Origin of the sequence: Janthinobacterium sp. J1-1 (genome assembly GCF_030944405.1) — a bacterium.
Taxonomy (GTDB): Bacteria; Pseudomonadota; Gammaproteobacteria; order Burkholderiales; family Burkholderiaceae_D; genus Janthinobacterium.
In genome coordinates, this window is sequence record NZ_CP132339.1 from 2,055,834 (window position 1) to 2,072,280 (window position 16,447).

11 protein-coding genes and 1 tRNA gene are annotated in these 16,447 nt (G+C 57.1%); 9 read left to right on the plus strand and 3 right to left on the minus strand.

Annotated features, from left to right (window positions below; genetic code table 11):
* The first annotated feature begins 140 nt into the window (after positions 1 to 140).
* The 9 genes from ybiB to Q8L25_RS09345 all read left to right on the plus strand — a co-directional run bounded on the left by ybiB (position 141) and on the right by Q8L25_RS09345 (position 10,709).
* Complete coding sequence (gene ybiB, locus Q8L25_RS09305; RefSeq protein ID WP_308924592.1) at positions 141 to 1,133, plus strand: DNA-binding protein YbiB; 993 nt, start codon at positions 141 to 143, stop codon at positions 1,131 to 1,133.
* Positions 1,134 to 1,186: 53 nt separating this feature from the next.
* Positions 1,187 to 2,401: an NAD(P)/FAD-dependent oxidoreductase gene (locus Q8L25_RS09310; RefSeq protein WP_308924593.1), complete on the plus strand. Its 1,215-nt coding sequence runs from the start codon at positions 1,187 to 1,189 to the stop codon at positions 2,399 to 2,401.
* Between the two features lie 192 nt (positions 2,402 to 2,593).
* A complete protein-coding gene (gene rpsU / locus Q8L25_RS09315; protein ID WP_008451879.1) occupies positions 2,594 to 2,806 on the plus strand; it encodes a 30S ribosomal protein S21 in 213 nt (70 codons plus the stop codon).
* A 180-nt stretch (positions 2,807 to 2,986) separates the two neighbouring features.
* Positions 2,987 to 3,439: a GatB/YqeY domain-containing protein gene (locus Q8L25_RS09320; RefSeq protein WP_308924594.1), complete on the plus strand. Its 453-nt coding sequence runs from the start codon at positions 2,987 to 2,989 to the stop codon at positions 3,437 to 3,439.
* 128 nt (positions 3,440 to 3,567) lie between these two features.
* A complete protein-coding gene (gene dnaG / locus Q8L25_RS09325; protein WP_308924595.1) occupies positions 3,568 to 5,364 on the plus strand; it encodes a DNA primase in 1,797 nt (598 codons plus the stop codon).
* 462 nt (positions 5,365 to 5,826) lie between these two features.
* Entirely contained in the window at positions 5,827 to 8,031 is a 2,205-nt protein-coding gene (rpoD, locus tag Q8L25_RS09330) for an RNA polymerase sigma factor RpoD (protein WP_374694253.1), read from the plus strand.
* A 108-nt stretch (positions 8,032 to 8,139) separates the two neighbouring features.
* Positions 8,140 to 8,218: transfer RNA gene (locus Q8L25_RS09335), tRNA-Ile, on the plus strand.
* 227 nt (positions 8,219 to 8,445) lie between these two features.
* On the plus strand, positions 8,446 to 9,645 hold the full coding sequence (locus Q8L25_RS09340) for a site-specific integrase (protein ID WP_004883034.1): 1,200 nt from the start codon (positions 8,446 to 8,448) through the stop codon (positions 9,643 to 9,645).
* A complete protein-coding gene (locus Q8L25_RS09345) occupies positions 9,642 to 10,709 on the plus strand; it encodes a YhcG family protein (RefSeq protein WP_004883035.1) in 1,068 nt (355 codons plus the stop codon). Before Q8L25_RS09340 ends, Q8L25_RS09345 begins: the two co-directional genes overlap by 4 nt.
* A gap of 239 nt (positions 10,710 to 10,948) precedes the next feature.
* Here the strand turns inward: Q8L25_RS09345 and Q8L25_RS09350 are convergent, their stop codons facing one another.
* The 3 genes from Q8L25_RS09350 to Q8L25_RS09360 all read right to left on the minus strand — a co-directional run bounded on the left by Q8L25_RS09350 (position 10,949) and on the right by Q8L25_RS09360 (position 16,425).
* Entirely contained in the window at positions 10,949 to 12,196 is a 1,248-nt protein-coding gene (locus Q8L25_RS09350; protein WP_004883036.1) for a hypothetical protein, read from the minus strand.
* 288 nt (positions 12,197 to 12,484) lie between these two features.
* Positions 12,485 to 14,278 (minus strand): UvrD-helicase domain-containing protein, encoded by a 1,794-nt coding sequence (locus Q8L25_RS09355; RefSeq protein WP_207570148.1) that lies wholly within the window; start codon positions 14,276 to 14,278, stop codon positions 12,485 to 12,487.
* A gap of 8 nt (positions 14,279 to 14,286) precedes the next feature.
* A complete protein-coding gene (locus tag Q8L25_RS09360; RefSeq protein WP_004883041.1) occupies positions 14,287 to 16,425 on the minus strand; it encodes an AAA family ATPase in 2,139 nt (712 codons plus the stop codon).
* Positions 16,426 to 16,447: the final 22 nt, after the last annotated feature.

Sequence of the window (16,447 nt, forward strand, 5' to 3'; positions counted from 1 at the left end):
CAGTCATATACGCAGGTGCTGCGCGGCCGGATTCAAGCAGGTGGTGATGTTGTTTTTTTACAACGCAAGCCGGCATGGCAATCGCCTGCATCGCCAGCCCAGGCTGCGAGATAGAAGGCAAATCCGTGTAAGCTGGCGCCATGACTACCGTATCCATTCCCCATACCGACGTGGCCGGAGAGCCATTTCCCGCCGCCCGCTTCATCAAGGAGATCGGCCGCGGCAAGCACGGCGCGCGCAGCATGACGCGCCTCGATGCCTGCGCCCTGTACCGCGCCATGCTGGACGGGCGCGTGTCCGACCTGGAGCTGGGCGGCATTTTGTTGTCGATGCGCATCAAGGGCGAGTCGGTGGACGAGATCGCCGGTTTCCTCGAAGCGGCCGAAGCGTCGTTTGCGGCCCTGCGGGCGCCAGCCGGGCCGTACGCGCCGATCGTCATTCCCAGCTACAACGGCGCGCGCAAGATGGCCAATCTGACGGCCTTGCTGGCGCTGCTGCTGGCGCGCGGCGGCGCGCCGGTGCTGGTGCATGGCGTGACGCTGGACCCGGGCCGCGTCACCACCGCCGAAGTGCTGGCCGCGCTGGGCGTGCCGGCCTGCGACAGCCATGAGCAAGCGCAAGACGCCATGGCGCGCGGCGAGGTCGCCTTCATGCCGATCACCGCGCTGGCGCCCAGGCTGGCCCATATGTTGTCGCTGCGCCGCATATTGGGCGTGCGCAACTCCACCCATACCCTGGTCAAGATCATGCAGCCGTTTGCGGGCCCGGCGCTGCGCCTGGTGTCGTACACGCATCCGGAATACCTGGAAATGCTCGGTGAATATTTCATCACGGCCGCCCCCGCCGGGCGCGGCGACGCTTTTTTGATGCGCGGCACGGAAGGCGAAACCGTGGCCAACGCCAACAAGGCGCAGCAGATCGACTGGTTCCACGATGTTGAACGCACGGTGCTGGTGGAAAAGCAGTTGCTGGTCGAGCAACTGCCGCATTTGCCGGTGGAGCGCGACGCGGCCACCACCGCCGCCTGGATCAGGCAAGTACTGGCCGGCGAGATTGCCGTGCCGCCATCGATCGCCGAGCAGGTGGAGCAATGCCTGATGGCGTCTGCCAAGATTGCAAGCGCCGCCGCCTGATGGCCTACGCCGTTTACAATGGCGCTTTGTAATCAGCGGTGACCGGAATTCTTATGGCAAAACAATTTGATGTGGCAGTGATCGGCGCGGGCGCGGCCGGCATGATGTGTGCGGCCGTGGCCGCCCAGCAGGGCAAGCGCGTGGTGATCATCGATCACGCGGCCAAGCTGGCCGAAAAAATCCGCATCTCGGGCGGCGGGCGCTGCAATTTCACGAATATCCACGCCGGTCCCCAGCATTTTTTGTCGGACAACCCGCATTTCTGCAAGAGCGCGCTGTCGCGCTACACGCCGCAGGATTTCCTGGCGCTGGTGAAAAAACACCGCATCGGCTACCACGAGAAGCACAAGGGCCAGCAGTTCTGCAATGAATCGGCCGAGCAGATCATCGAGATGCTCAAGGACGAGTGCGCTGCCGGTGACGTGCACTGGCGCATGCCGTGCAAGATCGACAGCGTGGCGCGCCAGGATGATGGCGGCTTCGTGCTGCGCACCGACAGCGGCGAGATCGAGGCGGCCAATGTGGTGATCGCCACCGGCGGCCTGTCGATCCCGAAGATCGGCGCCACCGATTTCGCCTACCGCATCGCCAGCCAGTTCGACCTGAAAATGGTCGAGCCGCGTCCGGCGCTGGTGCCGCTGACCTTCGATCCCGCCAGCTGGGCGCCGTTCGCCGAATTGTCGGGCATCGCGCTGGAGGTGGACGTGGAGACGGGCAGCCTGAAAGGACGCAAGCCGACCGGCGCGCGTTTCCGCGAAGACTTGCTGTTTACCCATCGCGGCCTGTCCGGCCCGGCCATTTTGCAGATTTCCAGTTTCTGGCAGCCCGGCACGCCGATTGTCATCAACCTGCTGCCGGAAGTGGACGTGGCGCAAGTGCTGATCGAAGGCAAGGGCAGCCTGAAAAAGCAGTTGGGCAATATCGTCTCGCAATGGCTGCCGGAGCGCCTGGCCGACTGCCTGCTGGCCGTCAACGGCCTGGCGGCGGACGCGCGCATCGCCGACATGCCCGACGCGCAACTGCGCAAGCTGGGGCAGGCCATCAATGCCTGGTCCATCGTGCCGAACGGTTCCGAGGGCTACCGCAAGGCGGAGGTGACGCGCGGCGGCATCGACACGCGCGAGCTGTCGCAGCAGACCATGATGGCCAACAAGGTGCCGGGCCTGTACTTTATCGGCGAGTCGGTCGACGTGACGGGCTGGCTGGGCGGCTACAACTTCCAGTGGGCCTGGGCCTCGGGCGCGGCGGCCGGCGTGGCACTGCAATAAGCAAGATGAAACAGCTTGCGGTAAAATGAATTGACGCCACAGCGCGTCCGTTCATTTGCGTGGTTTACACCACAGCCGCATGGCCTGGACAGGCCGCATCCCAGGCGCAAGCAGGGAAGGGCTTTCCTTTTCCGATAAAAGCTGCTACTATCTACCTCTTCCTATACACCACCTCAACGGTTTGAATTTTACATGACCACTATTCGCCTTAAAGAAAACGAGCCGTTCGAAGTCGCAATGCGTCGCTTCAAACGCACCATCGAAAAAACGGGTCTGCTGACCGAATTGCGCGCACGCGAATTCTACGAAAAGCCAACAGCTGAGCGCAAGCGCAAGCTGGCAGCTGCTGTCAAGCGTCATTACAAACGCATCCGCAGCCAACAACTGCCGAAAAAATTATTCTAAGACTGTCCAGTCAGAACCAACCCGGGTAGCACGGCGCATTGTTCGCCACGGGTTTTGTTTTGATTCGCCTGGAGCGCTGCTTCAGATGAGTCGCATACCCGCTCCGGTTCGCCGCAGCGGGTTTTCGCTTTTGTGGCCCGCACGCATGTGTTGCCCATCACACCAATAACGAGGATTGCCATGAGCTTGAAAGAACAAATTACCGAAGACATGAAAAATGCCATGCGCGCCAAGGAAACCGGCAAGCTGGGCACCATTCGCCTGCTGCTCGCTGAAATCAAGCGCAAGGAAGTCGACGAGCGCATCGAGCTGACGGACACGCACGTGACGGCCATCGTTGAAAAAATGATCAAGCAGCGCAAGGATTCGATCACCCAATTCGAAGCCGGTGGCCGTGCCGACCTGGTCGACATCGAAAAAGCCGAGCTGGTGCACCTGGCCGGTTATATGCCTGCCGGCCTGTCGGACGAAGAAGTGGCCGCTGAAGTGGCTGCCGCCGTGGCCGCCTCGGGCGCCGCCGGTCCGCAAGACATGGGTAAAGTCATGGCCATCGTCAAGCCGAAGCTGGCTGGCCGTGCCGACATGACCGTCGTCTCGGCGCTGGTAAAAAAAGCATTGACACCAGCCGCGTAAGCCTTATCTTCAAGCAATAACGGCTGCCGGCGAGTGCGCTGGCAGCTGCAGCGCCACACGTTGACCTGGATCAACATCCGGCCGCGTGCGGTAGTATAGTCTGACCTATAACAAAACCGCCCTCGCCAGTGATACCACAATCTTTCATTTCCGATTTGCTCAACCGCGTCGACATCGTCGATGTCGTCGGGCGCTATGTGCAGCTGAAAAAAGGCGGCGCGAATTTCATGGGCTTGTGCCCGTTCCACAGTGAAAAATCGCCCAGCTTTACCGTCAGCCCCACCAAGCAGTTCTATCACTGCTTCGGCTGCGGCGCGCATGGCACCTCGATCGGCTTCCTGATCGAATATTCGGGCATGGGCTTTGTCGACGCCGTCAAGGACCTGGCGCAAAACGTCGGCATGGTGGTGCCGGAGGCGGACGACAAGATCCCGCCGGCCCAGCGCGCACAGATTCAGGCGCAAAGCCTGGCCCTGTCCGACGCCATGACGCAAGCGTGCGACTATTACCGCGGCCAGTTGCGCCACGCGCCGGACGCCATCGCCTATTTGAAAAACCGTGGCCTGACCGGCGAAGTGGCTGCTCGCTTCGGCATGGGCTACGCGCCCGGCGGCTGGGACAATCTGCGTTCCGTGTTTGCCGACTACGAAGTGCTGGCCCTGGTCGAAGCGGGCCTGGTGATCGACAAGGTCGACGAAGAGGGCAATAACCGCAAGCGCTACGACCGTTTCCGCGAACGCATCATGTTCCCGATCCGCAATACCAAGGGTCAGGTGATCGCTTTTGGCGGCCGGGTGCTGGACCATGGCGAGCCGAAATACCTGAATTCGCCGGAAACCCCCTTGTTTTCCAAGGGATTCGAACTATATGGGTTGTTCGAGGCGCGCCAGGCCATCCGCGACGCCGGCTATGTGCTGGTGACGGAAGGCTATATGGACGTGGTGGCGCTGGCGCAGATGGGCTTTCCGCAAGCGGTGGCCACCCTGGGCACGGCGTGCACGCCGACCCATGTGCAAAAACTGCTGCGCCAGACCGACAACGTGATTTTCAGCTTCGACGGCGACAAGGCCGGCCGCCGCGCCGCCCGCCGCGCGCTGGAAGCGAGCTTGCCGCACGTGTCGGACAACAAGACCATCAAGTTCCTGTTCCTGCCGTCCGAGCACGATCCGGACAGCTATATCCGTGAATTCGGCGCCGAAGGCTTCGAGCGGCAGGTGCACGAGGCGATGCCGCTGTCGCAATTTTTGCTCAAGGAAGTCTCGGGCGAGCACGATTTGTCGGAACCGGAAGGGCGCGCGCGTGTCCAATTCGACGCCAAGCCGTTGTTGCAACTGATGGTGCCGTCGTCCCTGCGCCTGCAGATCGTGCGCGGCCTGGCGCAACTGACGCAGTCGACGCCGGCCGAGATCGAGGCCTTGTTCGAACTGGCCAAGCCGGTCGCCGTGGCGCGCCGCGCGCCGCCGAAATCGGGCCGTCCCGTGCCGGTGGGGCTGGAACTGAAGATCATGCGCATGCTGGTGGCCCATCCGCCATTGACTTTGCAGATCGACGAAGCGGCGCTGGCCGCCTTCCAGCACCTGGGGCCCGATGCGGCGCACAGCCTGGGGCAGCTGGTGGGCGTGGGCCAGGCGCTGGGCGAGCACGGTAGTTTTGCCGCGCTGGCCCAGCAACTGAAGGAGCTGGGCAGCGAGTACGACGAGATCATCGGCGAGATCGCCGCCGGCAGCGAATCGGATTACGACAGCGAGCACTCGTGGCTGGTCAGCACCATTCGCGAAATCAAGCTGAACGCCTTGAAGGCGGAACTGCAGCAATTGTTTGCGTCGGGTTTGCCATCGGAGAAAATTGGTGTACGCTACCGCGAAATCATGCAGGAGCAGGGCGAGCTGGAGCGCCAGCGCGATGCGGAGTTGCTGAATCGGTAATGTTTCCTGTGGGATATTGTGTGAACTGGAAAAACATTTTTCGCGTGCTATAATCAAATGCTAAGTATTGTGTGCTTTGGCAAGCTAGTTTTGTTCGTAAATAGTGTTTGTTTTCAGTAAGTTAGGCTCTTGATCGGCGCAGGGATCGCGTCGGCAGCCAGGGCCAGCTGGCGCTAGCATCGTGCCAGGCTCTCGCTCCCGCGCGGTCGGATGCAGTATTTTCTGCCGAAAACGGCTGGCGACAGCTGGTGGACAGGAAGTGCTGCGATTCCCGCGGATCGTGGCCGATGAGGTGTAAGTAACGTAACAGTGTCGAACCTGGGTTGTCGGCAGGTTCGAAGATGGTGGCTTTCGTCGAGACGCGGGAGCTGGCAGCAAACTTTATCCTAATCCACCGTAAAGCAAGTCGTTGTGTAATCGAAAGCGCCTGTGCCAATCAAGAAACCCGAATCCAAAGCGGCTGTGAAGCCCACTAAAGTTACCACGAAAGCCGAAAAGGCGCTGGACCGGCCGGAAACGCGGGTCATCAGTGCCCCCGTGGTGAGCCAGACCACCGATGCCGCCACCCTGGCCGCCATCGATACGTCGGGCTATGTCTTGCCCTCGGTAAAAGTGCCAGGCCGCCGTGGCCGCAAGCCAAAAGAATTCCAGCCAGAAAATGACGAAGTCGCCGCGCTGAACGCCGTCGAACGGGCTGAACTGAAGGCCGTCGACAAGGCCAAGGCCAAGGACCGCAAGGCGAAAGAGCGCGCGCTGCTGAAAGATGCGTTCTCGTCCGATACCGAAGCGAGCGAGGAAGAACTCGAGCGCCGGCGCCAGAAACTCAAGACCCTGATCAAGTTTGGCAAGGAACGCGGTTTCCTGACCTACGCCGAGATCAACGATCACCTGCCCGAAAACATTGTCGACCCGGAAGCCATCGAAGGCATTATCGGCACCTTCAACGACATGGGCATTGCCGTCTACGAGCATGCGCCGGACGCCGAAAGTCTGCTGCTGACGGACAATGTTGCCGTCGTCACCAGCGATGACGAGGCGGAAGCGGCGGCCGAGGCCGCACTGTCGACGGTCGACTCCGATTTTGGCCGCACCACGGACCCGGTGCGCATGTACATGCGCGAAATGGGCTCGGTCGAGCTGCTGACGCGCGAAGGCGAGATCGAAATCGCCAAGCGCATCGAAGACGGCCTGAAAGACATGATACAGGCCATCTCCGCCTGCCCCGTGACGATCGCCGAGATCATCGCCGCCGCCGACCGCATCGCCAACGACGAGACCAAGATCGATGAAATCGTCGACGGCCTGGTCGATGACAGCGAGCCGGTGGTCGCGCCGGTGGTCGCCGCACCCGTCGAGGAAGACGAGGAAGAGGGCGAAGAGGAAGAAGAGGAAGAGAGCGAAGAGGAAGAATCGAGCGCGTCCGGAGCAGCCGGTTTCTCGGCCGAGCAGCTGGAAACCTTGAAACGCACGGCGCTGGAAAAATTCGCCGTGATTTCCCAGCAATTCGACAAGATGCGCCGCGCCTTTGAAAAAGAAGGCTACAACTCCAAGCCCTACGCCAAGGCGCAGGAAGCGATCTCGCACGAACTGCTGGGCATCCGCTTCACCGCCAAAGTGGTGGAAAAGCTGTGCGACACCCTGCGCGGCCAGGTCGATGAAGTGCGCCATATCGAGAAACAGATACTCGATGTGGCGGTGAACCGCTGCGGCATGCCGCGCGCCCACTTCATCAAGGTCTTCCCGGGCAATGAAACCAATCTTGACTGGGTCGACGGCGAAGTCAACGCAGGACACGCCTACAGCGCCATCCTGGGCCGCAACATTCCGACCGTCAAGGAACTGCAGCAGCGCCTGATTGACCTGCAGGCGCGCGTCGTGCTGCCGCTGCCGGACCTGCGCAACATCAACCGCCAGATGGCGGCCGGTGAAATGAAGGCGCGCAAGGCCAAGCGCGAAATGACGGAAGCCAACTTGCGCCTGGTGATCTCGATCGCCAAGAAATACACGAACCGCGGCCTGCAGTTCCTCGACCTGATCCAGGAAGGCAATATCGGCCTGATGAAGGCGGTCGACAAGTTCGAATACCGCCGCGGCTACAAGTTCTCGACCTACGCCACCTGGTGGATACGCCAGGCGATCACGCGCTCGATCGCCGACCAGGCGCGCACGATTCGTATCCCGGTGCACATGATCGAGACGATCAACAAGATGAACCGCATCTCGCGCCAGATCCTGCAAGAAACAGGCGCGGAACCCGATCCGGCCACCCTGGCGATCAAGATGGAAATGCCCGAGGACAAGATTCGCAAGATCATGAAAATCGCCAAGGAACCGATCTCGATGGAAACGCCGATCGGCGACGACGACGATTCCCACCTGGGCGACTTTATCGAGGACAACAACACCCTGGCCCCCGCCGACGCGGCCCTGCACGCCTCGATGCGCGGCGTGGTCAAGGACGTGCTCGACTCCTTGACGCCGCGCGAAGCGAAAGTGCTGCGCATGCGTTTCGGCATCGAAATGTCCACCGACCACACCTTGGAAGAAGTCGGCAAGCAATTCGACGTCACGCGCGAGCGCATCCGCCAGATTGAAGCGAAGGCGCTGCGCAAGCTGCGCCACCCATCGCGCTCCGACAAGCTGAAAAGCTTCTTGGAAGGCAATTAAAGGCCCGTCAGGGCTTGACGTAGGCGGCGGTTCCCCCTATGCTCGCGTGTCCGTTTCACAACGGCCACGCGAGGCAGGGATCAACGCCCGCCACGCCAGCACCACCCCGGGCCTCTAGCTCATGCTTGGTTAGAGCAGCGGACTCATAATCCGTTGGTGCCGTGTTCGACTCACGGGAGGCCCACCAGAATTACTATTAAAAACAAGGGGTTGCGCGATTGCGTAGCCCCTTTTTTTATTTCACCATGACTCCAGCACCGAAATTCGCTGGACTACGCTACAGCCCGATACAGCAGGTTTATCAATGACTTAAGCGAGTTCAACATATGCCGGTGCTTTCCGAAACCTGACCTGACTTCCGACCGCCTGACTCCTATCCGGCCCTTGGAATCCAGGTCTTTCCAAGGAGTCATCATGGCTAAGATCAAACTCACTAAGTCCGCTGTCGATGCGGCGCAACCCCAGGCAGAGGCCGTCGAACTCCGGGACACGCTGGTCCCCGGCTTCCTGTGCAAGATTACCCCGGCGGGTCGCAAGGTGTTCATGCTCCAGTACCGGACGAACGCTGGCGAGCGCCGCAAGCCCTCGCTAGGACTGTACGGGGAGCTGACCGTCGAACAGGCGCGGTCGCTGGCGCAGGAATGGCTGGCCCAAGTCCGCCGAGGCGGAGATCCCGCCGCAGAGAAGGCGGAGGCGCGCCAGGCACCTACGGTCAAGGAGCTATGCACGAAGTTCATGGAGGACTACTCCAAGAAGCGCAACAAGCTCAGCACCCAAGCCGGCTATCAGGCTGTCATCAATCGCAACATTATTCCGCTGCTGGGACGCAAGAAAGTTCAGGACGTGAAGCGTCCTGAAATCGCCGGACTGATGGAAAAGCTTTCGTACAAGCAGACCGAGGCGAACAAGGTATTCAGCGTCTTGCGCAAGATGTTCAACATGGCCGAGGTATGGGGCTATCGGCCCGACGGTACCAACCCTTGCCGTCACGTCCCGATGTTCCCTGCCGGCAAATCGACTCACCTCATCAGCGACGAAGAAATGGGCAACCTGTTCCGACAGCTCGACAAGATCGAGTCGGAGGGGCTGGAGAACTACGTCATCCCTTTGGGAATCCGCCTGCAGTTCGAGTTCGCCGGCCGCCGCTCGGAAATCATCGCGCTGGAATGGAACTGGGTTGACTTGCAGAACCGGCGCGTCGTCTGGCCTGACAGCAAGACAGGCGGCATGTCTAAGCCCATGAGCGAGGAAGCCTATCGGCTACTCTCGACGGCACCCCGGCAGGAGGGTAGCCGCTATGTGCTGCCTTCTCCTAGCCACGCTGGCAAGCATCTAACCACGGGCGAGTATTACGGTGGCTGGAGCCGTGCGCTCAAGGCGGCTGGCGCTACGCACGTGGGCACGCATGGCATCCGCCACCGTTCGGCGACCGACATTGCCAATTCGGGCATCCCGGTCAAGGTCGGCATGGCGCTAACGGCGCACAAGACCGTCGTCATGTTCATGCGCTACGTCCACACCGAGGATAAGCCGGTGCGAGAGGCGGCCGAACTGGTGGCGAATCGGCGTAAGACGATCACCGGGATGCAGGGAGCCAAGGAGGTGGCCGCATGACCCGGCGCAAGGCATCCGTCTCAGCGCCAGCAGCGCCGCCCGCGCTGCTGGGCGACATCCGGGCACTGATCGAAGCGTCGCGCCAGCGCGTCGCCTCGGCGGTCAATGCCGAGCTGACATTGCTGTTCTGGCGCATTGGCCAGCGCATCCATACGGAAGTGCTTGCCGGGCAGCGGGCCGGGTACGGCGACGAAATCCTGCCGACCCTGGCGGCGCAGCTTGTCCGCGACTACGGACGTAGCTTCGCGGACAAGAACCTGCGCCGGATGGTGCAGTTCGCCGCCACCTTCTCGGACGAGCCAATTGTCGTGACGCTGTCACGACAATTGAGCTGGTCGCATTTCGTGGCGCTGCTGCCGCTAAAAGACCCGCTCCAGCGGGACTACTACGTGCAAATGGCCAGCGCCGAACGCTGGAGCGTGCGGACGCTACGCGAGCGCATCGACTCGATGCTATACGAGCGCACGGCGCTGTCCAAGAAGCCGGACGAGACGATCACGCAAGAGCTGGCGGCGATGCGCGATGCGCAGCGCATGTCGCCGGCGCTGGTCATGCGCGACCCGTACATCCTCGACTTCCTGGGCCTGCGCGATACCTGGCAGGAAGGCGACCTGGAAGCCGCGATCATCCGCGAAATGGAGTCTTTTTTGCTGGAGTTGGGCGCGGGCTTCTCTTTCCTAGCCCGGCAGAAACGCATCCAGATCGACGACGAGGATTTCCACCTGGACCTGCTGTTCTATAACCGCAAGCTGCGGCGGCTGGTGGCGGTGGAGTTGAAGATCGGCGAGTTCAAGGCAGCATACAAGGGGCAGATGGAGCTTTATTTGCGTTGGCTCGACAAGCACGAACGCGAACCGGAGGAAGCCTCGCCGCTGGGCATCATTCTTTGTACCGGCAAGAAGTCAGAGCAGATCGAGTTGCTGGAGCTGGACAAGTCGGGCATCCACGTAGCCGAATACCTGACGACCCTGCCGCCGCGTGCGGTGCTGGGGGAGCGGTTGCAGCAGGCGACCGAACGGGCGCGGTTGCAGATCGAGCAGCGGCAGCCTGGCGAGAAGTCCTGACAGCAGCATCTGTCCAACCGTACACCCAAACCACAGCACGAGCATGTGGCAACGGATCTCTTGCTCTATCGAGGCTCCATGCTAGTGTGGAATCGCCATAGGCCGATAAGGAACTGGCCTGCGGCTCAAGGATGCGCTGGGGCTAGTGGGCGCGAGCGCCCAATCACATGATTATCGCGGGCAGCAGCGCCATGTTCTATGCCGATCGCTGTTTTAATTAAATATCTCAAACTATAAAGTCAGTTAATTTTTTCAAAATATTCACGAATCAAGTCATCATTTTTTAAATACGAATCGAGAACCTGAAACAGAAAAAGATCCCCGCTAATATTTATATCAAACGGGATCATTGAGTTATCTATTTTGAATGTCTTTATTTTTCTATGCCCCTTGATGTTGGCATTGCTCAATCTTTCTTGATAGCTATCCAACGTATATACGATAAATTCGTGATCCAAGTGAGTTATAAAAAAATCATCGCCTTTTGAACTGTATTCAAGATGGATGACTTGCGTTACGACGTCGTCGCCTGCCACCTCAAAGTCCTCCATCAATTCTTCAAAAGTCAAACTTAGCTTCTCTGCGTCATGGTGAATCCATAGATTGTTCTCATATTTATCGGTGGAGTAGAACTTTGACAATCTAGGAAGGGAAGATATTTTCAATCGCAACGGAGCGCCAAACTCCATCTCCTCCATTGCAGGGACATAATCGGAGACGTAATCAATCCTGAATGCTATTTCGGACAGCATTCCTTTTTCAATGAGTTCCTCGATAGAGGTAAGCAGCTTCCTCGGAACTTTTATCCAGAAGTGTCGCCCTATGCGTTCATCGCGTATTGTCTGACTATCCTTGTCGTTGAATATCTGAATATTCTCGTTCAGGCTGACAAGACTATATTTAGAGAACTGAGCATCTTCCTTTCTTATGTCAATTCCAATTTTCTCGTACTCACGTTCAACTACCTTGGAATATTTTAGCTCCAGCATCTCAGCCCTCCCCATGATTGATTGGTGCTTGGAATAAAAAATGCAGCCAATGCGATAATTTGCGTAATTTTCTTTTATGTACGAAACACCATCTTCGTCATGGATATGCTTGTAGGAATTGTTGAGAATTTCTAGCGATCCCGGATACTCGTTGAGATAATTATTTAAGTAGTCCATTAAATGCTGGATTGTCTTTATAGCCAATCGCTTGTCCACTAGATCAAGCTGTGGCCCATAAAACTTGGCTGCGTTTGGATGGTCGCGTTTGGCTTCAAATTCTTTCAGAATGGCCGCCTTTTCATTCATGCAGCCCTCCGTATAAGCACGCATTACGTCTGCCTGAAAGCTCTCATTTGCCAGAGAGGTTTGGATGAGGGGAAGCAATTTCTTGACAAAGATCGGGTCTTTATTAAGAAAGACGTAGCAAAATTTCCCAAAGCTGAATAACGCGATTTTTTCCGAAGAAAATTCATTGATTTCTTCAAAGATATTTTTCATATTTTTTACTCAACTCGCCGTAGTCCAAATAGTAAGCGACGGAACCTTGAGCGTCTCCACTTTGTGGATCGCGCTGCTCCACGTTCGCTATTCGCTCATCCCTGACGGGACTGGCATTCGCCAGCCCTCCACGGCCCGACACTGTGATCCGGGCCTGCGCGCTCCGCTTGCATGTTGAGCTGGCGACAGCAGGGCATGCAGAGCGAGCCGCGCGCAGATGATTCAGCCAAACGCTAAACAAAGCTGTAGGGCATCCCATAGAGAGCGCGGTTGCGCTACTCGTGATTTCTATGGAATTTGATCGTATCCAAAACTGCATGAGGCAAGCTTGCGAGTTACTTGATACTCTTCGCCAGAATACTGGCGAACTCGACCTCGTTCCGAAACAAGGTGCAGGTTCTTCCTTGCCCGCGAACCAATGACATACAGCAATTTCATCGCGCTTTCTTGACCGTTCGGATCATTGAAATGCGGCACCATATCTTCTAATAATGCATAAGCGATCACTGCATCGAACTCGGCTCCCTTGACGCCGTGTATCGTCGAGATGGTGATTCCAGTCCTATGCTGAAATACCTTCCTGAATGTCTCAATATCGCCTATAAATTCGCTACCTTCACTCTTCAATCGATTTACCCGGGCTTGCGAACTATCGAAGAAGGCAACGTGATGCTCTTGAAGCAGCGTGAAAAGGCGAAAGTCGATTGCTAAGTTTGCAAACAGACGCTCGAAAAATGCGCTCAAGTAGGTAAGACCATCTGTTTCATCGATCTTAATTGCATTGCACTCCCTCAACAAGGACCTCCGCGTGAGCTTCGACACGCTAGCCCCGGCCGCCTCTAGGTCATTCAGAATCTCCCCGGCCCACCGCAGTCTGCGCACATACATTCCCGGCGATGCCTGAGTAAGTGCAATCTTAGAAAGCCTGTACCAGAAATTCTCTGTGTCCCGTGCAAAGGGAACCATACCGGGGCCATCGAATGAGTACTCCGGCATGCTGGCGACCAAACGACGTGTCATGCTTGCAAGATGCGTCCACTGTGGCGCGAGAATGCACACCTCGTGAGGTGAGATGCCCATAGTCTCAATGTTGAAACGGATGAGCCGGATGAGCTCAGCGTCCAGATCATTTTTGCTCACTGTGTCGTCGAATGAAATAAGGCTTGGGTACGCCTTGTCCTCGGATGCGGCTTCGATGCGTGTGTTGTGAACGTTGTAGTTTCCGAAGTACTCAATGATGCGCTCAGAAGAACGGTAGTTCCGCGACAGTTCGAGTTCGTCCAAATCGATATTGGCCATCGCCTTGAAATCCTCGAAGGCAATCGGATATCCGCCAAGCGATTGATAAATCGCCTGGTTAGGATCTCCGACAATAAAGGCCTTGGTCGCACCTTGACCAGCTTTCAGAATGGCGGTGATGATCGAATACTGAATTCGTTTGGTGTCCTGATACTCGTCGATCAGCACGAAAGAGAACAACTGTGCCAGAAGAGTGCTGATCGCAGGATGACGTGCGATCAGTTGGTACGCATAGTAAAGAATGAGCTCAAAGTCTAGCTGCCGACTTTCGTGCAGAATCTCAAAATACTTGCCCAATATGACGTGAAGACCCGAATGCTTCCAATCTTGTGGGCAGGAGAGCACATATCCAGTTTCGGTGTAATAAAACTCACAATCCCAGAATGTTATTTTTGGCTTCTGGTAAGGCTTGCACAATGCCTCCAGGATTTTCTCGCGCTCATGCTGATCGATCACACGGAAGCCTCGATCCAACGCTTCGTGATAGATGCCGTACGGTTTCAATATCCATTCAAGACAGAACGAATGTATCGTTCCTATCCATAATCGGGATGTATCCACCCCAAGGCTCTCAATGCGCTCGTGGATTTCGTCGGCGGCACGGTGCGTATAAGTGATGGCAACGACAAACTGCTTGTTCGATTTCAGCCTGGACAACTCATAGGCGATTTTGTAGGTGAGCGTGCGCGTTTTCCCGCTGCCCGGGCAAGCGATGAGAAAGACGCTCCCTGGCTTCAGAATGGCTGCTTCCTGCTCGGGATTCAGATCATCTTTGTTCCACATGAACATGATCAGAACACCGCGAGTACATCGTTGATGCGATCATCTGGGAACGTGGCAAGCATCTCGTTTCGGATGCCGACGAAGTCGATGTCTCCATTTCGGAAGGCCAGCAGCTTGGCCCTAAAGTCGTCGAATACGGCAGACGCAGTGAAGATATCTTCTGCATCGATGTAGTTCACGCGGTAGCTCAGCACGTTAAACCAGACTTCCTTAGTGACCACCGGATGCGCAAAAGCGATGGCGTCCAAGATGTACTTCGGAATGGCGGTCTGCGGATCGATCTTCTTTCCCAGCAAGATGGCAAACCATCCCTTGCCGTAGTTGTCCGCCATGGTCAATGCGCGCTGACCGAACAACGCGATGTCCGCTGATTCGAGCTCCGCCTTGGCCGTCGCGATGGTTGGTGCATCCTTGTAGACATCAGGAAGGATGCCGACCACCTTACGCGCATTGCCGGCGGCAATGAAGTCGACCTCGAAGGTATGGGGGGCAAAGAATGGAGAAACCCACCCGTTATCTTTGAAGGTGTCTTCCAATAACGCTTTCCTGGCGACCCCTTTTTCCTGGGATGCCTGATACTTGCCCTTGCGCCGGAGCAGCCCTTCGGAGTCTCCCGCCGCCGGCGTTGTGTCAATGATGGACTTGTCAAGGTCGGTGACGATGCTGCACCGCTTCCGGATTCGGGCATCATCGAAAAGAACCGCGACGTTCTGAAATCCAGTGCTGCGGATATTAATTAAACTGATGCCGAGTTCATCAAGGCTGACGCCTAGCACGTTCTTGATCAGGATCGGAACGAGAATTTCTTCTGCATCGCCCTCCACTAAGAGGACGCTCTTGGCAAACAACAAGTTGCTACGGACAGCATCCAGGTAGCGTTGAATGTTGCCGATCTCTTCTGGGTTTAGGCCAATTGCAGGCTGGTATGCCTCGCAACGATCACCTTCTCTGCCGAGGATGTTCACGTTCTGAACATTGCTGACCTCAGAGATGTGCGTCGAATGGGTCGAATAAATGATCTGTGTGTCGTCGTATTTGAGCTTGTCGAACAGTGTTTTCTGGATATGTGTGTGAATGTGAGCTTCCGGCTCTTCGATAAGCAGAAAGTTGGCGATCGACTGTTTAGCCTTTTGATACTTGAATTCAAGCAGTTTCAACGTGAGGAATATCAGGTTTGCTCCACCAAGGCTCAGCTCGTGGATCGGTCCTTCGTGGCTCTCCCCCGATTCGCCAACGAACAGCTTGAGCGACTGGAACAACTTGTCAGCTTCGTCTGGCAGATCCGACTTGATAGAAAGAGAAGACGGCGAATACGCCTCACCCGCCGCATCCTTGATGGTGTCTCTGATATCCGTCCGGACGACCTGCACGTCTGGCAACGCTTCGATGGAGTCATTCAATGCCTTTACCCCGTCGGTGATAGCCTGGAACGCCACGGGGTCGATATCGCCGCTCTTGCCCTTCAGAAGCGAAAAGAGCGGATTTGTCCGGTTGTTGTGAAATTCGGAGACGACGTCCCGTAGCGCCTGGACGAAAGTGAACGAAATTTCTTTGGAGACGGACAGCACGTTCGGAATCTTCGCGCCGATAACACGAAATTCAACCTCTTCATTGAATCGAACATTCGCGAAGTCGCCGACCACATCCTTATAGAAGGCCTCGTCGTTGAAGTCGGCTTCACTCCGACCTGTGAAAATCGTTTCATAGTCGTCGATGGTGACCGGGTTCAGGATAGCGTCGAGGCCTGCCTGATCACCATCGTTCAATTGAGAAAGTCGCAGCCTGATTTCCTTCTTCGGACGAAAGATCAGGTTGTAAGTGGCCTTGCCGTTCGCCTCTTCCTCAATTACGCCCGTCCCATGTCGGAAGAGCGCCTGCACTGATTCATCCGCAGAGATTTCCTCAAACTCAAGACTGATGATGATCCAATGTCCCTGCCAGCGCCCTAGGCCGCGATGAAAGTCGGTATGCTCCAGCCGGTAGGCAGAGCGAATCATGTTGTCATCAAGCAGCAATCTGATTGCGCGAAAGAGATTGGTTTTGCCAGATCCATTTTCGCCGATGACAGTGTTGATACCCTTCTGGAACAGCAGCTTCGTGTTGGGAAAGTTCCGGTAGTTGACCAGGCTGAGCTTGGATATATGCATTTGATTCAATCTTGTTGTTGAA

What these genes read in the sequence shown, in the direction of transcription:
- Q8L25_RS09345 (WP_004883035.1), top strand. Translation starts at nt 9,642, where the DNA reads ATGACCCGGCGCAAGGCATCCGTCTCAGCGCCAGCAGCGCCGCCCGCG.
- ybiB (WP_308924592.1), top strand. Translation starts at nt 141, where the DNA reads ATGACTACCGTATCCATTCCCCATACCGACGTGGCCGGAGAGCCATTT.
- Q8L25_RS09310 (WP_308924593.1), top strand. Translation starts at nt 1,187, where the DNA reads ATGGCAAAACAATTTGATGTGGCAGTGATCGGCGCGGGCGCGGCCGGC.
- Q8L25_RS09360 (WP_004883041.1), bottom strand. Translation starts at nt 16,425, where the DNA reads ATGCATATATCCAAGCTCAGCCTGGTCAACTACCGGAACTTTCCCAAC.
- Q8L25_RS09340 (WP_004883034.1), top strand. Translation starts at nt 8,446, where the DNA reads ATGGCTAAGATCAAACTCACTAAGTCCGCTGTCGATGCGGCGCAACCC.
- Q8L25_RS09320 (WP_308924594.1), top strand. Translation starts at nt 2,987, where the DNA reads ATGAGCTTGAAAGAACAAATTACCGAAGACATGAAAAATGCCATGCGC.
- Q8L25_RS09350 (WP_004883036.1), bottom strand. Translation starts at nt 12,196, where the DNA reads ATGAAAAATATCTTTGAAGAAATCAATGAATTTTCTTCGGAAAAAATC.
- Q8L25_RS09355 (WP_207570148.1), bottom strand. Translation starts at nt 14,278, where the DNA reads ATGTGGAACAAAGATGATCTGAATCCCGAGCAGGAAGCAGCCATTCTG.
- rpsU (WP_008451879.1), top strand. Translation starts at nt 2,594, where the DNA reads ATGACCACTATTCGCCTTAAAGAAAACGAGCCGTTCGAAGTCGCAATG.